The sequence below is a fragment of the Mucilaginibacter gotjawali genome (assembly GCF_002355435.1).
GTDB lineage: Bacteria > Bacteroidota > Bacteroidia > Sphingobacteriales > Sphingobacteriaceae > Mucilaginibacter > Mucilaginibacter gotjawali.
In genome coordinates this window covers 5,992,539-6,007,240 of the sequence record NZ_AP017313.1, presented here as the reverse complement: position 1 = coordinate 6,007,240, position 14,702 = coordinate 5,992,539, and the positions used below count along the sequence as shown (strand labels likewise).

The 14,702-nt window shown below is 41.4% G+C and carries 13 protein-coding genes; 9 read left to right on the top strand and 4 right to left on the bottom strand.

Translation table 11 applies throughout. From position 1 onward, the window contains the following. Positions 1-81 precede the first annotated feature (81 nt). The 9 genes from MgSA37_RS26400 to MgSA37_RS26360 all read left to right on the top strand — a co-directional run bounded on the left by MgSA37_RS26400 (position 82) and on the right by MgSA37_RS26360 (position 10,516). Positions 82-879 carry a glycosyltransferase family 2 protein gene (locus MgSA37_RS26400; RefSeq protein WP_096356620.1) on the top strand — a complete coding sequence of 266 codons (798 nt, stop codon included), beginning with the start codon at positions 82-84 and terminating at the stop codon, positions 877-879. 64 nt (positions 880-943) lie between these two features. Next, entirely contained in the window at positions 944-2,359 is a 1,416-nt protein-coding gene (locus tag MgSA37_RS26395; RefSeq protein ID WP_096356618.1) for an oligosaccharide flippase family protein, read from the top strand. 94 nt (positions 2,360-2,453) lie between these two features. Then, positions 2,454-4,082, top strand: coding sequence for a hypothetical protein (locus tag MgSA37_RS26390; RefSeq protein ID WP_096356616.1), 1,629 nt, complete (start codon positions 2,454-2,456; stop codon positions 4,080-4,082). Then, a complete protein-coding gene (locus MgSA37_RS26385; RefSeq protein ID WP_096356614.1) occupies positions 4,069-5,031 on the top strand; it encodes a glycosyltransferase family 2 protein in 963 nt (320 codons plus the stop codon). Before MgSA37_RS26390 ends, MgSA37_RS26385 begins: the two co-directional genes overlap by 14 nt. Positions 5,032-5,041: 10 nt before the next feature. Further along, a complete protein-coding gene (locus MgSA37_RS26380) occupies positions 5,042-6,118 on the top strand; it encodes a glycosyltransferase family 4 protein (RefSeq protein ID WP_096356612.1) in 1,077 nt (358 codons plus the stop codon). Beyond that, positions 6,115-7,242: a DUF1972 domain-containing protein gene (locus MgSA37_RS26375; protein WP_096356610.1), complete on the top strand. Its 1,128-nt coding sequence runs from the start codon at positions 6,115-6,117 to the stop codon at positions 7,240-7,242. Before MgSA37_RS26380 ends, MgSA37_RS26375 begins: the two co-directional genes overlap by 4 nt. Next, positions 7,220-8,590 (top strand): O-antigen ligase family protein, encoded by a 1,371-nt coding sequence (locus MgSA37_RS26370; protein WP_096356608.1) that lies wholly within the window; start codon positions 7,220-7,222, stop codon positions 8,588-8,590. Before MgSA37_RS26375 ends, MgSA37_RS26370 begins: the two co-directional genes overlap by 23 nt. Before the next feature lie 89 nt (positions 8,591-8,679). Further along, on the top strand, positions 8,680-9,600 hold the full coding sequence (locus tag MgSA37_RS26365; RefSeq protein ID WP_157750755.1) for a nucleotidyltransferase domain-containing protein: 921 nt from the start codon (positions 8,680-8,682) through the stop codon (positions 9,598-9,600). Positions 9,601-9,826: 226 nt separating this feature from the next. After that, positions 9,827-10,516: a DUF4397 domain-containing protein gene (locus tag MgSA37_RS26360; RefSeq protein WP_096356605.1), complete on the top strand. Its 690-nt coding sequence runs from the start codon at positions 9,827-9,829 to the stop codon at positions 10,514-10,516. 99 nt (positions 10,517-10,615) lie between these two features. On the opposite strand, the gene MgSA37_RS26355 is transcribed toward MgSA37_RS26360, so the two are convergent. Genes MgSA37_RS26355 through MgSA37_RS26340 form a run of 4 tightly spaced genes read right to left on the bottom strand, consistent with a single transcriptional unit; the run spans position 10,616 to position 14,702 of the window. Beyond that, positions 10,616-11,437, bottom strand: a complete 822-nt coding sequence (locus tag MgSA37_RS26355) for a class I SAM-dependent methyltransferase (RefSeq protein ID WP_096356603.1) — start codon at positions 11,435-11,437, stop codon at positions 10,616-10,618. Beyond that, entirely contained in the window at positions 11,434-12,897 is a 1,464-nt protein-coding gene (locus MgSA37_RS26350) for a B12-binding domain-containing radical SAM protein (RefSeq protein ID WP_096356602.1), read from the bottom strand. Before MgSA37_RS26350 ends, MgSA37_RS26355 begins: the two co-directional genes overlap by 4 nt. 10 nt (positions 12,898-12,907) lie before the next feature. Next, positions 12,908-13,954 carry a radical SAM protein gene (locus MgSA37_RS26345; RefSeq protein ID WP_096356600.1) on the bottom strand — a complete coding sequence of 349 codons (1,047 nt, stop codon included), beginning with the start codon at positions 13,952-13,954 and terminating at the stop codon, positions 12,908-12,910. A 4-nt stretch (positions 13,955-13,958) separates the two neighbouring features. Beyond that, positions 13,959-14,702, bottom strand: coding sequence for a class I SAM-dependent methyltransferase (locus tag MgSA37_RS26340; protein WP_096356598.1), 744 nt, complete (start codon positions 14,700-14,702; stop codon positions 13,959-13,961).

Genomic DNA, 14,702 nt, shown 5'->3' with positions numbered 1-14,702 from the left:
AATCACCAGGCAACCATTTTGAACAGCCGGGCGGTATATGTATAAACACAGGTTAATCACAACCCATAAAATGAGCAATTGATGGTTCCGGTTTCAATCGTAATAATTACAAAAAATGAGGCTGCTACGATAGCTGCGTGTATTGAAAAATGCAGGCTGATCTCGGACGATATTGTGGTGGTTGATAATGACAGTATCGATGGTACGCCGGAAATAGCAGGCACGTATGGATGCAGGATATTTAAAAAAACCTGGGACGGGTATGGTGCAAATAAAAATAAAGGGATTGCCCTTGCCAAATACGACTGGATTTTGAGTATTGACGCGGATGAAATGCCGGATGTGGAACTGGCAATTTCTTTGCACCAATTAAATTTCAGCGACCCCTGCACTGTTTATGATATAAAGTTCAGATCGTATTTCGGAAAAAAAGCCATCAGGTATGGCAGTTGGGGCCGCGATCATCATATCCGGCTGTTTAACCGCACGCTGGTTAAATGGTCGGAAACCGTAGTTCACGAAACGCTGGTAATGCCGCAAACCATCGCCATTAAAAAAACGGTTGGATATATACACCACTATTCGGTAAAGGATGCCGCTGAATACGATATAAAGGGAAAGTTTTATGCAAAACTCAGCGCAAAAAAATATTTTAATAACGGAAAAAAGGCAAACCTGGTTAAACTATATATTTCGCCGGCATTCGGATTTATTAAAAACTACATCTGTTATCTCGGGTTTTTGGATGGTAAGGAAGGTTGGGAGATAGCCAAGGCTACCCTGAGGAACACCCGGCGAAAATACGTTTACCTTAGTCAGCTTGAAAATCTTGATCAGAAAAGACAAGCCGTGAAAGACAGGTATGCCGTAGAATACTAATTCAATTCATTATATTTAATCAAAATCCTATTAAAGATCAATCGTGGTTGATGAATAGCAGGCTATGAAAAACGGGCTGATCCAAAATCTTTCGGTAAATGCTGTTCAACTTATTGTTAACCAATTTTTAGGCCTGGGCATATTTTATGAGCTTTCAACCGGGCTCGATAAAAATAGTTTCGGCCAAATCAATCTTGTTTTAGCTATCCTGCTTTCTGTATTTAATATATTGTCATTTGGCATGGACCAAATGGTGATTAAAAAGATAGCAGGGGGAAGCAATGCCTCATCTGTTCTTTCAATTTACCTGGTGCACGTACTTATTTCGGGGTTTATTTTTTATGGATTGCTAATTGCCGGCGCTCTTTTTTTTCATAACCGGAATGAGGTATACAGTTTATTATTGCTTATAGGTATAGGTAAACTGATGATCTTCCTTTCAACGCCGTTTAAACAGGCAGCAAACGGAATGGAACGATTCAGCTTGATGGCTTATATGTCGGTAATTTCCAACCTTATAAGGTGTTCGGGGCTTATCATCCTTGCCGTTTTACATCATTTGAGCCTTTATTTTGTTATCCTGATATTTATTAGCGGGGACGTTACAGAGCTGTTGTTTTGCATTTTTTTATTCTATCGAACCACAAATATTCCGGTAGCTTTCAGTTGGAATGGCGCGGCGTATAAGAACCTGTTGCTTGAATCGTTACCGCAAACAGGTGTGGTATTAATTACCTCGGCGCTGGCCCGGTTTGATTGGATCTTTATCGGTTTTATAGTGTCTGCGGTAAAACTGGCCGAATATAGTTTTGCCTATAAAATCTTTGAAATATCTACGCTGCCATTATTGGCCATTGCCCCGTTGCTTATCCCCCGGTTTACCAAATTATTTCGAAATACGGATATCAGGGCCGCGGAGTTAATTTTTTTGGTTAGGATAGAAATGGTGGTAGCGGCATTTACCGGATTGCTGCTGAACTTATGCTGGAGCCCGGTTATTGACCGGATTACATCCGGTAAATACGGGCTGATCAATATAAAAACGATATTCATTTTATCCCTGTGTCTTCCTGTACTTTACCTGAATAACTTTTTATGGACGGCTTATTTTGCACAGGGAAGGTTAAAAATGATTTTAACCTCGTTTATCGTTACTTTTTTAGTAAACGTATTGGGCGATATTTTATTGATCCCATTTTTTAAAAATGAAGGTGCGGCTTTTGCCTTCCTGGCAGCCTGTGTTGTTCAAACTATTTATTATTTAAAACAGGGCACAATTGCCGGACTTAAAACCGTTTGGTTGCCTTTGATACCTTGTACCATTTGTGCCCTGGTAAGCGGCTTTTTATCCCGGGCGCTGTTTTCAGATCACCGGCTCATCCTGCCCACGGCTATATTTATTTATTTCCTTTTACTTTTCTTAACAAAACAACTAAAGTTGCGGGACGCTAAATCATTGAAACATTTATTTAACGGATAAAAAAGCCATTTTTAACTATTTCACAGGCAACCCTTTCCATTTTCGGGCCGTAATCTTTATAACATAACCACAGGATTATATTGTTAGGAAACGGATGAATATCAGCATAAATTTTTTTAAAAAGCTGCTAAGCACCATAGACTGGAAGCTGCTGCTTTTTTTAATCCTTTTTATAAATGTAAAGCTGGCTGTAAAAATCCCGGCTATCATTATTATCTATTTGCTGCAGTTTAATTTCAGGTTTGGCTTCGGCTTTAAAAATTCAAGACTACCGCTTTTTTACCTGTTAATCATTGGCGTAGCCTTTATCGGCCTGTTGGTGAACCATCGTATTGCTGAACCGGCATACCTGATGCTTTTTTTTACCGGGATCATATTTTGGGGGATATGCCTGCTTGCTGTTCACCAGGTAAAATTATCAGTTGAAAACAATGATGCGGAAACCATCCACCAAACCATTCTTGTTTTTTTTGTGATCAATGCGATATGTTCATTTTATAACATCGGGCTAATTATGTGGCAGGCCGGCACCATAAACCCCTATACTTACCAGGGTGAATACCAGAAATATTTTATCGGTACCGGGGATTACATCAGGGGATTGAGTTTTGATATTTCTACAACAAATGCGGTGTTAAATGCCTTTGGGGTAATTTATTTTCTAGAGAGAAAAAAACCGTTAATGGTACTCGTTTGCATGGCCGTTTTGCTTTTAACAGGCAGTAACTTCACCAATATCACACTCTTAGCCATACTCGCCTTTTTATTCATCTTCAAAAGCAATAAAGATCAAAAGAGTATCATTGTTATATGTTTAATGTTCCTTATTGTTTTTATGGCGAAAATTTCGCCGCAAAACAATAAGTATGCTGATGCAACCATAGCAAATATTATTCACCCCCAAAAACCTATCCCTGCCGCTACTGCTAAAACGCAGGTTATTGTGCCGACTATTGAAGAAACAAGAAGAAAAATAGCGGCACAGTATTTAGATAGCATAAGACAGTCCCCCGGCAAAAAAGAAATAGCGGCACAAACACCCACACTCAATATCCCAAAAACAAATAATGGAAGGGTATTTATAGCAGTCCCTGATATTAACACACCACCCTACCAAACGCCAACAGATACAACCCCGGAACAACGAACATTGCTGTCGTTTATTGATTCGCATAAGACAGATCTGCCGCTTTCTGCCAGAAGTGATTTTATCCCTGGTCCGCCGGGAAAGGTTATCAGCCAGCTGCAAACAATAAAGTTTTTGGAGAATCACCCCGCTAAAATAATAGCAGGAGATGGCGTCGGAAATTTTTCGTCAAAGCTTGCTTTTAAAGCCACAGGGCTTGGTTTTGCCGGTGGCTATCCTGTAAAATACATATATATCAGCAAGGATTTCCTGTTAAACCACCTTGACGTTTACCTTAACTATTTTAGTAAGCGCACAGGTTTTCATTCATTAACCAACAGTCCGTACTCCGTTTATGACCAGCTATTGGCCGAATATGGATTGCTTGGGGTTGCTGCCTTTTTGGTTTTTTACGTTTGGTTTTTCGCCCGGCATTATAAAAAGCTTACCTACGGTATACCACTAATAATATTGATGCTGGCGGTGTTTTCCATTGATTACTGGTTTGAGCAACTGTCAGTAGTTATATTTTTCGAATTAATGCTTTTCCTCAACATTAAAGAAACCTCCAAAATGCCGGCGTATGTACAGGGATGATCCAAAAGTTACGGTTTTAATGCCGGCCTATAATGCAGGTAAATATATCGGGGAAGCAATAGCCTCCGTGTTGTGTCAATCATTTACTGAATTTGAATTGTTGATCGTTAATGATGGGTCGACAGACGAAACGGTTGAAATTATAATGTCTTTCAAAGATCCGAGGATTGTATTGATCCACCAGGAAAACAAGGGCGTTGCTTCGGCGCTTAATGCAGGCCTCGCCGTTGCGAGGGCCCCTTTTATTGCAAGATTTGATGCGGATGATATTTGCTACCCCGGCAGGCTAAAGGTTCAATACGATTTTATAACAACGTATCCGGAGTACAGCATCATTGGCGCTGCGGCCGATTATGTGGATGTGGACGGGCATTTTATTTTTACGCATCACCCGGAAGCGCACCTGAATGAGGAGATCCAGCAGTTAAAATATTCGGTATGCCCTTTTATCCACTCCAGCGTTTTTTACAAAAAGGAAGTTATTATTGAAAATGGAGGCTATAACGAAAATGCTTATACCTACGAGGATCATTTTTTATGGGTGAATATTTTAAAAAATGAAAAGGCCTGCAATCTTTCACAGGCGCTGATCAAAGTACGGCTTAACCCTGAATCTGTGACGATTGATGAAAAATGGCATTCGCGGAAATTCCTTTCGATTAAATATGAAACGCTGAGAAAACGCAGCATAACCGAAGCCGAGGGTATTGCACTTTACCAGATAAGCGGCAAGCATTATTCACCCAAAATAAAGGAGGGTGCCTATTATGCCTTATGCGGAAAAAAATTTCTGTTGAATAATTATCAGCCCGAACGGGCGCGGACTCACATGGTAAGGGCCATTGGGCTGCAGCCATTTCGCCTGGATAATTACCTGCTTTATACGGTGAGTTATTTGCCTGAAAGAGTTATTAACTGGCTTCATCGGATCCACCCGGAACAAGTATAAGAATATCATCATGAAGGTAGCACTCATCACCAGATCAACGTTATTCACTGCGCCCGGAGGCGATACCGTGCAGGTTAAGCAAACTGCAAACGGATTGGCTGAATTGGGAGTGGATGCTGAAATTCTTTTATCAAACCAGGCTATTTGTTATAGTGATTATAACTTGCTGCATTTTTTTAACATTATCCGCCCTGCTGATATTCTTTACCACAGCAAAAAAGCTAACAAACCGTTTGTAGTTTCAACCATATTGGTAAACTACAGCGAGTATGATAAAAACCACCGCAAAGGTATAGGCGCGTTATTCAGTTACTTACCCGGCGACAGTATTGAATATCTCAAAACAATCGCCCGCTGGGTATTGGGCAGGGATCATCTGGCCAGCCTGGATTATACATGGAAAGGGCAGCGGAAGAGCATTATTGAAATATTAGGGAAGACAAGCATCGCCCTCCCTAATTCTGAATCGGAATACCGCCGGCTTCAACAAAAATACTGCAGTAAGGTGAAGTATGCCGTGATACCAAATGGCATCGACCCGGCTTTATTCAAAAATGATCCTGCCATAAAAAAAGATAAATACATGGTGCTATGTGTGGCCAGGATAGAAGGGGTAAAAAACCAGTTGAACCTGATCAGGGCGTTAAATAATACCCGGTTCCGTTTATTTATCATCGGCGCCCCGGCGCCAAATCAGCCAGGTTATTACCGGCAATGCCGGGAGATGGCGGCCAATAACATCGCCTTTATCGACCAGCTCCCGCAGGAGGATTTGGTAGCCTATTACGGCAGGGCTAAAGTACATGTACTGCCCAGTTGGTTTGAAACCACCGGGCTAAGTTCAATAGAAGCGGCCGCTATGAGCTGCAATATTGTGATAACAGACAAAGGGGATACCCGCGAATACTTTGAAAGCGACGCCTTTTATTGCGACCCATCAAATCCGCAAAGCATACTTGAGGCTGTTGAGCAGGCAAGTAATGCCCCCTGCGGTGAAAAATTACAACAAAAAATACTGAATCAATACACCTGGAAACAAACCGCAATACAAACATTAAAAGCATACCAGTTAACAGCTACACCATGAAATTAAGAATAGCAATTTTAGGAACAAGGGGCATCCCCAACTACTATGGGGGCTTTGAGCATATATCTGAATATGTTTCTGAAGGGCTTGTAAAAAGAGGCCACTCGGTAACCGTTTATAACTCTCATAATCATCCCTACCAGGAGGATAGCTGGAACGGTGTGGAAATACGGCATTGTTATGACCCGGAATACATGGTTGGCGCAGCAGGGCAGTTTGCTTATGATTTTAATTGCCTGTTGGATGCGCGCAAAAGAAATTTTGATGTGGTAATGATTATGGGCTACACCAGCAGTTCGGTCTGGGGGAAGCTTTACCCGCCAAAAAGCACCATTATTACCAATATGGATGGCCTGGAATGGAAACGATCCAAATATTCAAAACCGGTGCAGCAATTTTTAAGATATGCAGAAAAACTTGCTGTAAAGTACAGCCAGTTTTATATTTCGGATTCGCTGATTATTAAATCGTACCTGGGCGAGAAATATAATATAGAAAGTAAATACATTCCTTATGGCGCCGATCTGTTTTCGGAAGAAGAGCGTGAGCAGGTAGATCATAGAGAGGCGCTAAAGGAAGACTATTTTTTATTAATGGCCAGGATGGAGCCCGAAAATAATATCGAAACCATTTTGGAAGGCTTTAATAACAGCAACTCCCACCGGAAATTTAAGGTTTTAGGAAGCACCGATAACCGCTTTGGAAAATTTATCACTCATAAATTTAAAAATGACGAAAGGATAGAGTTTAAAGGATCTATATACAATACCGGCAAGGTAAGGGCGCTGCAAAACAACTCTTACCTGTATTTTCATGGGCATAGTGTCGGGGGCACAAATCCATCTCTGTTGGAAGCAATGGCGAGTGAGGCCCTTATAGCGGCTCACAATAATCCATTTAACCAATCGGTTTTGCATACCGATGCTTTTTATTTCTCCAATGCAAATGAAGTACGTAACCTGGTTGAAACAGTTCAGCGAAAGGAACCGGAGAAAATAATGGTGAACAACAACCTGCGCAAAATTAAGTACCAGTTTAATTGGGAGCGGATCATCGACCAGTACGAAGCGTTTATTATTGAATGCCATAAAAATAAAAATCATGAACGGGTTATTGTTGATTAAGGATAACCTGGCCAACAGGATCAGCTATTACCATGTAATATTATTTATGGCCAGCTTACCCTTCAATATGTTTTACAGCCACCTTATCCTGGCGAGTTTATTCATACATACACTTATCCATTTAAATAAAAACACCATTAAGCCCATTTTTAAATGGCGTACAGTTGTATTGGCCTCTGTATTTATAGTAACGGTGTTAAGCACGGTTTATACCATTAACCCGAAGGAGGGGTTTAATGAATGGGCTAAGCACATTACTATTTTACTTTTCCCGCTGATCTTTTGCCTTAACCCGCTCGATTTAAAAAGATACCGGCAGCAATTCCTATTGGCGTTTTCCTTTGCATGTACCGCTACCATTATTTATTTGTATGCCGATGCGTTGGTTACCATAAAACATTATGGGCTTCCCTATTCAAATCTTTTTTCAGCGGCCTTTACAAACCATAATTTTTCGGAACCGATAGACCTGCATGCTACTTTTTTTTCAATGCAGATCGCTGTGGCACTGATTTTTTTGCTCTCAGTATTACTAAAAGAAAAATCGGTTGATAAAAAAGTGCTTTACCTGTTCTGCAGTCTCATCCTTTCTGCCGGAATTATCCAGTTGAGTTCAAAATCAATAGTTATTGCTACTATCATCCTTGTAAATATAGCGCTGCCATGGTTTTTACTAAAAGCAGCCGCACGGTTGAAATTTATGTTAGGCTCAGCGGCGCTTTCTGTTTTGTTAATTATCGTCGTATTAAATTCAGGCACGTTTAAAGAACGTTTTATTAATGAATTTAAAGCAGATCTCTCCAAATCAAATCAAACCGAAACCTCAGACAGCAGAGTGGCCCGGTGGTACGCTGCAACGGCGTTGATCAGAAAAGCGCCAATAATCGGTTACGGAGCTGGTTCTGAAATAGGCCTAATGCAGGAAGCTTTCTATAAAGATAAATTATACAGCTCGTATTTAAACAGGTTAAATGTGCATAGCCAGTATATAAGTTTTTTGTTAAAATCCGGTATCATTGGTCTTGTGATCTATTTAAGCACATTAGCTTTTGGATTTAAAATCGCTTTCCGGCACAAGGACCTTCTTTTTTTCTCCTTTTTGGTGATTGTGGCTATCGTTTCCTTTTCTGAAAATTTGCTGGATGTGGATAAGGGCGTCATTTTCTATGCTTTCTTTTTTTCCTTCTTTTTTTTCTTAAATGAGGAGGATGGTAATAATGGCTTTCCGGTTAAAATACATCCTTCGGCCATAAACCACGGGGCAGTAGTTTTGGAAGCGAAAAGCGATTTTAATAGTGCCGGCATAGGACAAAAGATACGGGTAGAGGCAACCGGGGCGCAGGTTTAGCCGTCATTATTAATATAGGAGCAACCATTTTTTGATGCTAAATAAGAAAGAAAATGCAAAACACTTCGTACCCTTTAATTAATAAAAACATGCCCGAAGTCAAAGAAAATATATTGGCAACGCTTGCCTATTTCGACATGTTCAATTATCCTTTAACCAGGGCGGAAGTATATGTATTTCTCAAAAGGAAATATCCATATGAGGAATTTGAAGATGCATTGAGATGCCTTACTGTAAACGGCGTTATTCATCAATTCGACCGGTTTTATACTTTAAAAAAAGATCATTATCAGATTATCCGGAGAAACGAAGGCAATAAAATGGCTGCGGAATTAATCAAAGTAGCCGGGAAGATCGGCAATATATTAGTCTGCTTTCCGTACGTACGCGGCATTGCCATTTCTGGCTCTCTGTCTAAGAATTTTGCAGATGAATTCTCGGATATAGATTTGTTTATTATCACTGCTAAAAACCGGCTGTGGGTTGCCAGGACGATCATGCACTGCTTTAAAAAGCTAACCTTCCTGGTGAAAAAGGAGCATTACTTTTGCATGAATTATTATGTGGATGAACAGCAACTGGAAATACCCGAAAAAAACATTTACACCGCCATTGAAATAGGGACATTAATCCCGTTACAGGGCGACCTGGTGTTTGAGCAATTTTATTTGGAGAACTCATGGACCAGGGAGTTTCTGCCAAACAAAAATATGCGTGTAGCAACGGCAAAGCCCGTAAAAGCTTCGTTTTTTAAACTGGTAACGGAGTTCTTGTTGGATAACCGCCTGGGCAACGCGATAGATAATATGCTGATGAAAATAACAGAGAGCAGGTGGGCAAAAAAGACGGAAGAAAAAAAGCAAAACAGTCATGGGTTTATTATGGGCATGGCATCGGGGAAGCACTTTTCAAAACCTGACCCCGGGAATTTTCAATGTGAATTGCTTGCCAAATATGAACGCCTGGTTTCGTCCATTTTGCAAGGCAGTGAAGCCACCACAACATCTTAAAAAGCTCATTACAATAAAGCTGTTTTCCTCCCGGCCTTTAAAACGTTTCATTTAATTAAATAGTCAAAAAAAGTTGTCGGGCACGCAGCGCTTATTTTTGTCTACCAAAAGATACAAATTGCCTTTAATAAGAAATGGTTTAATTAATTAACTGTTGGTTAAAAACGAAACAAGCTGTTTGGAATAATATTTGGTTTTCATTGCTATATAAATAAAATATAACACCATGAAAACATTTAAATTAAAGCCCCAATTTGCCTGCCTTGCTCTATTATTCACAGGTTTAACGGCGGTTCTTAGCTCATGCCATGTTGATAATGTCGACAACAGTGCACCACCGGCCCATGTGATGGTTGTAAATACCGTTCAGGGTTCTGCCGCACAGGATTTTTATTTGAATAACAAAAAGATAGACAGCGCTGCAATTGCTTTCGGGCAATATTCTTCTTATGTTGCCACCGCGCCGGGTACCGACAATGCCCAGTTTTTCAACTCCGGGTCACAAACCGTAAATAATTCTTTTAGCTTAACATTTGCCCCGGGTGGCTATTATACTGTTTATTATACCGGTAAAAACACTACCACTACATCGTATACTACCGCAGATAATGCTGCAATGCCACCTGCAAACGCCGCCAGCGTACAATTTATTAATTTTAATGCTGACCTAAGTTCTGGTATTGATTTTGGGATTGTAGGATCTTCAAAAATAGCGACAAATGTAACCGCTGGTACTGCATCGGCTTTTTACACCGTTGCTGCCAATAGCTCGATGGCGCTTTATATTTCAGGTTCTCAAACAGTTAAGCTGGCGTTGCCGGTAATATTGCAGAGCGGTATGATCTACACGATCTATATCACCGGATCTTCGTATGCAGATATCTCCTATCACGTTGTTGTTCATAAAATACAGTAATACCATAAAAATAGTATGAATATAAAAGGCCTTCAATTTTCAGAAGGCCTTTTTGTTAGACAGGAAGTGTCATTGAAAATATAACTGCCATGTCGCCGCTCATTTTTTCTTCATCGAAATAATATAGTAATCCCCGATGAACTTCCAGGGCCAGCGTGATTTTAACCTATTTTCCTTAGCGGTTAAAGATTGATAGGCAGTTGGGTGCTTCTCTGCAAAACCCTCTATATAGGACGGCGGAACAATAGTGCACAAACCCTCAATGCTTAATAAATCAAATTCACCTTTAAGTCTTTTGATAATATAGGAAGGGTTATAATACCAGCATTTAAAATAAACACCATCAACATGGGCCGACCTTCCTTTGCTGCTAAAAAATCGCCTGAATGCTGTACGGAATTTACCCTTAAAAATCAGCAGCGTTTCCCACAGGCAAAACTTTGGTAATACTACAAGGGTGATTAGTCCCCCGGGTTTTAATAAATCGTTAAATGACGTAAGTACTTTATCCAGTTCGCCGGTGCAATTTAAGCCTGCGAAATTGGAGAAGATCAAATCAAAGGGGCCATTATTTCCCAATTGGTTTAAATTAGTAAATGAACAAAGCTCATTGCTCACCCGGTTTTCGAGGCCGGCCTGCTTTACCTTTTGAACAAGTTGCTGTTGCATGCCGGGTGAGATATCGGTAGCATGAACTTTATGCCCCTTCTGCGCAAAAAACAAAGCGTCTTCGCCTGTGCCGCTGTTCAACTCCAGGATAGTGCTTCCCGGCGCTAAATATGGTAATACATGAGCACGTACTCTTTCTCTTTTATAGCTGATAATGGTATTGCCAGAATAGATCTGATCGAAAACAACGGATTGCCCGGTAAAAGCCGTTTCGGTGAGTTGCTCATTTATATCTATTGCGGTCGTTTTCACTTTTCAACCTCCAATTTCCTTAGTCTTAAACCTTCAACAAACGTTGCCGGTGTATGATAGAAAACGGACAAGGCTTTTCGCAGGCTTTTTGAGTTAGCGCGCAAGGGGTCGCGGACCAACTTTACCAGGCTGTTTTTTGCCAGGTGCATATGGTAGTTTTGATGAACATACCGGTGCAGTTGTTTGTAATAAGATGGCGGGAAAGTATTGTGGAACATTAACGCCATTTCATCCGAATCTGTCCAGTTGGTTTTTTTCTTCAGGTCAGCCTTCACTTTTTCATAAAACACGGTTCCTGGTAATGGATAGGAAACAGAGATCCCAATTTCAAAAGGAAGCAGTGCATTGATCATATCTATCGTTAGCCCGATGTCTTCTTTCAATTCGCCGGGATAGCCAAACTGGATGAAAAATGACGGCTTGATCCCCTGTTGTTTCATCAGCGTAGTTGCCCTGCTGATCTGCTCAACAGTAATGCCCTTGTCCATTGCATCAAGGATTTTTTGCGAACCGCTTTCAGCGCCGATCCAGACATTTTCGCAGCCGGCTTCTGCCAGTGCTTTTACGGTATCTTCTTCTGCCAGCAAATCGGCCCTTGATTGGATCTTGAAGCGGATCCTGATCTGCTCCTTTTCCAAAAGTTCGGCCATCACCCTGGTCCAGCCCGGTTTTAACCCGAAAATATCATCACAAAACCAGATATGATCGACATGATACCGGTCCTTCAGTAATTTGATCTCTTCAACCACATTTGCAGGGCTGCGCGAATTGTAGCGATTGCCATAAATGGGTTTGGCGCACCAGTTACATTTAAATGGGCAGCCGCGCGTAGTGCTCATGTTCAGCGAGAAATACCCGGTATGTTTAAGCCAGGTTTCCCGGTATTGCCCTATATCAACCAGGTCCCAGGCCGGCATCGGCATACTGTCCAGGTCTTTTAAAACCGGTCTGCCCGGTGTTTTTGTGGCTTTGCCGTCCTTTAAATAAGCTAGTCCGTTTATGGCCGAATAATCGTCATCGCCATTTTCAATATGATCCACTAACTCCAGCAACGTATGTTCTGCCTCGCCGATGATCACAAAATCGGCGCCCTCGTTTAAATACTCAGCAAAATGATCCGTGGAATCTGAGCTTGAAACAATCACTTTACAACCTTCCGCCCGGGCAATTTTGCACATGCTGAAGGCGGCCGAGCGCATATTGGTCAAACACATTTTGGTGAGGTAATTGAAGCCGTCATCATAGATCACCAAAAAATCAGGGCGGTGTGTTGTTATCGCCTGGGTAATTTCTTCCGGATCGCTGCTAAACATCGTATCAAACAATGAAACGGCGTAATCATGCTGCCGCATTAGTGCCGCTGCGTACAAAGTACCCAACGGCGGATAAGGCTGGCCCAGTTGCCATTGCTTCGGGTCGAAACGTAAAAAGTAAGAATGGGTGAAAAGGATATTTTTCATACTTTTTAAATTAGCTCAGCTTTGCAAAAGGAGACAAGTTTAACGAACAAACACATTTTACACAGGTTGGATGGGTATGCATATCCAGCGTTTTCCTAAAATTTATTACCTCGTCGCTGTTTAGTATAGTTGCCAGTGAAGAATCCCGGATATTACCCACCACCTCATGAAAAAAACACGGCCGCACATTGCCATCCGCCTCAATCACGGTTGATACCCAGGGCGCATTGCATTTTTTAAACGGGAAGGGGTTTAAACCATAAAAAGCCGCGTAATAATCATGTATCTGCCTGAGTTTTGCTGGAGATTCGGCAATAAAACCGGATTCAAAATCAAAATTATTAGCTATTATTCTGTTGATCACCTGCAATAATTCAGGCAATTCTTTTTCCGGGATCAATATTTCATGTTGCTTGGGTTCAGTCCAGGCCATTTGCCTGTTGAAAGCATGGCTGCTAACATCGGCCGGCAAAAAGCTCACCTGGTTGATTTCCATACTTTTTGCAGATCGGATGATCGCTTCCCAATTCCTGAAATTCAGCCGGTGGATCACTGTCCTGGCCGTTATCGGGAAATCAGGATCTAAAGAGTGGATAAATTCTACCCCTTCTTTCAACTTATTGAATGCCCCCGGAATATTCCTGATCGCATCGTGCAGGGCCTCGTCGCCATCCAGCGAGACGATCAGGTCATCAACCCATTGCAGGATTTCATCCGCATTCTTTTTAATAGTGAGGCCGGTGGTCAGCAAGGTTATATTGATGTCAGCTGATTTAAGAATCTCGCATAGCCGGAAGAAATTTGCATTAAGTAAAGCCTCGCCGCCCGACATCACCACCTGCAGTGTCCCGAATTTTTTCAATGAATCCAAAAGCTGCCGAACATCCTGTTCAGTCAGTTGTTTCAGGTTTTTATTGTCTTTCCATATATCGCACATCACACACCTGCAGTTGCAGGCGCTGTGCGGCATCAGTATAACAACAGGCAGTGCGCTTATCCTGCTCGTTTGCAGGGTACGGAACCTGTTGAATGTTTGGTATACTGATTGTGCAGACATCTGATTAATTCTTTATCATTATCCAATAAAAAGGCTCCTTTTTGCTGATCCGGTTCATTAAACTCCCGGGGTTTATGAGCATGGTGCAATTAAAAGGAAGAAGATCGGCCGTTGAATGATGAAAATAATGGCCGGCCATTTCCGGAAAGCCCAGGTTTGTGTAATAGTCAATGCACCTGGCCGCTGCATTTTTTACTTCGGATGGTTCGTAGAAATGCGAATCGACAATGTGTATTTCTCCATGTTCTGTTAAACAACAAAGCGCTTGTTGCACGACGTCATTTAGTGAGGTGAAATATTGAATTGATGCTGCGAATAAAATTATATCGAACTTTTCAGCGGCGAACAATTCCGGGGTAAAAGTGCCTGTTAAAAAATCAAGATTGTCCTTTTTAAAAACCCGTTTTGCCTGGTTGATTTCAGGTTCATTTATATCCAGTCCAATTACTGTTGTATGTGGAATTGCCGAAATCCGGGAAGCCAGCCAGCCATTTCCGCATCCAATTTCGAGAATCTTTAAGGTGCGCTTTTTCTTTTGCAGATATGCGGTCAATCGCATGGATGACCGTTTTCTGATCAGCCATTCATTATAGTGGACATGCGATGCATCCACATCCGGCAAAAACATCAACTCCCCGTCAGAGACTATCCGCCGCTCTTTTTTCCTGACGCTGATATACAGATCTTCGAAGGTGGAAGTATTGGTTTCGTCGAGGGTTGTTTCCATATCATTTCCGGCCGTTATCAT

Coding starts and splice junctions, on each gene's coding strand:
- MgSA37_RS26400 (WP_096356620.1), top strand. CDS start 82: ATGGTTCCGGTTTCAATCGTAATAATTACAAAAAATGAGGCTGCTACG.
- MgSA37_RS26395 (WP_096356618.1), top strand. CDS start 944: ATGAAAAACGGGCTGATCCAAAATCTTTCGGTAAATGCTGTTCAACTT.
- MgSA37_RS26390 (WP_096356616.1), top strand. CDS start 2,454: ATGAATATCAGCATAAATTTTTTTAAAAAGCTGCTAAGCACCATAGAC.
- MgSA37_RS26385 (WP_096356614.1), top strand. CDS start 4,069: ATGTACAGGGATGATCCAAAAGTTACGGTTTTAATGCCGGCCTATAAT.
- MgSA37_RS26380 (WP_096356612.1), top strand. CDS start 5,042: ATGAAGGTAGCACTCATCACCAGATCAACGTTATTCACTGCGCCCGGA.
- MgSA37_RS26375 (WP_096356610.1), top strand. CDS start 6,115: ATGAAATTAAGAATAGCAATTTTAGGAACAAGGGGCATCCCCAACTAC.
- MgSA37_RS26370 (WP_096356608.1), top strand. CDS start 7,220: ATGAACGGGTTATTGTTGATTAAGGATAACCTGGCCAACAGGATCAGC.
- MgSA37_RS26365 (WP_157750755.1), top strand. CDS start 8,680: ATGCCCGAAGTCAAAGAAAATATATTGGCAACGCTTGCCTATTTCGAC.
- MgSA37_RS26360 (WP_096356605.1), top strand. CDS start 9,827: ATGAAAACATTTAAATTAAAGCCCCAATTTGCCTGCCTTGCTCTATTA.
- MgSA37_RS26350 (WP_096356602.1), bottom strand. CDS start 12,897: ATGAAAAATATCCTTTTCACCCATTCTTACTTTTTACGTTTCGACCCG.
- MgSA37_RS26345 (WP_096356600.1), bottom strand. CDS start 13,954: ATGTCTGCACAATCAGTATACCAAACATTCAACAGGTTCCGTACCCTG.
- MgSA37_RS26340 (WP_096356598.1), bottom strand. CDS start 14,702: ATGATAACGGCCGGAAATGATATGGAAACAACCCTCGACGAAACCAAT.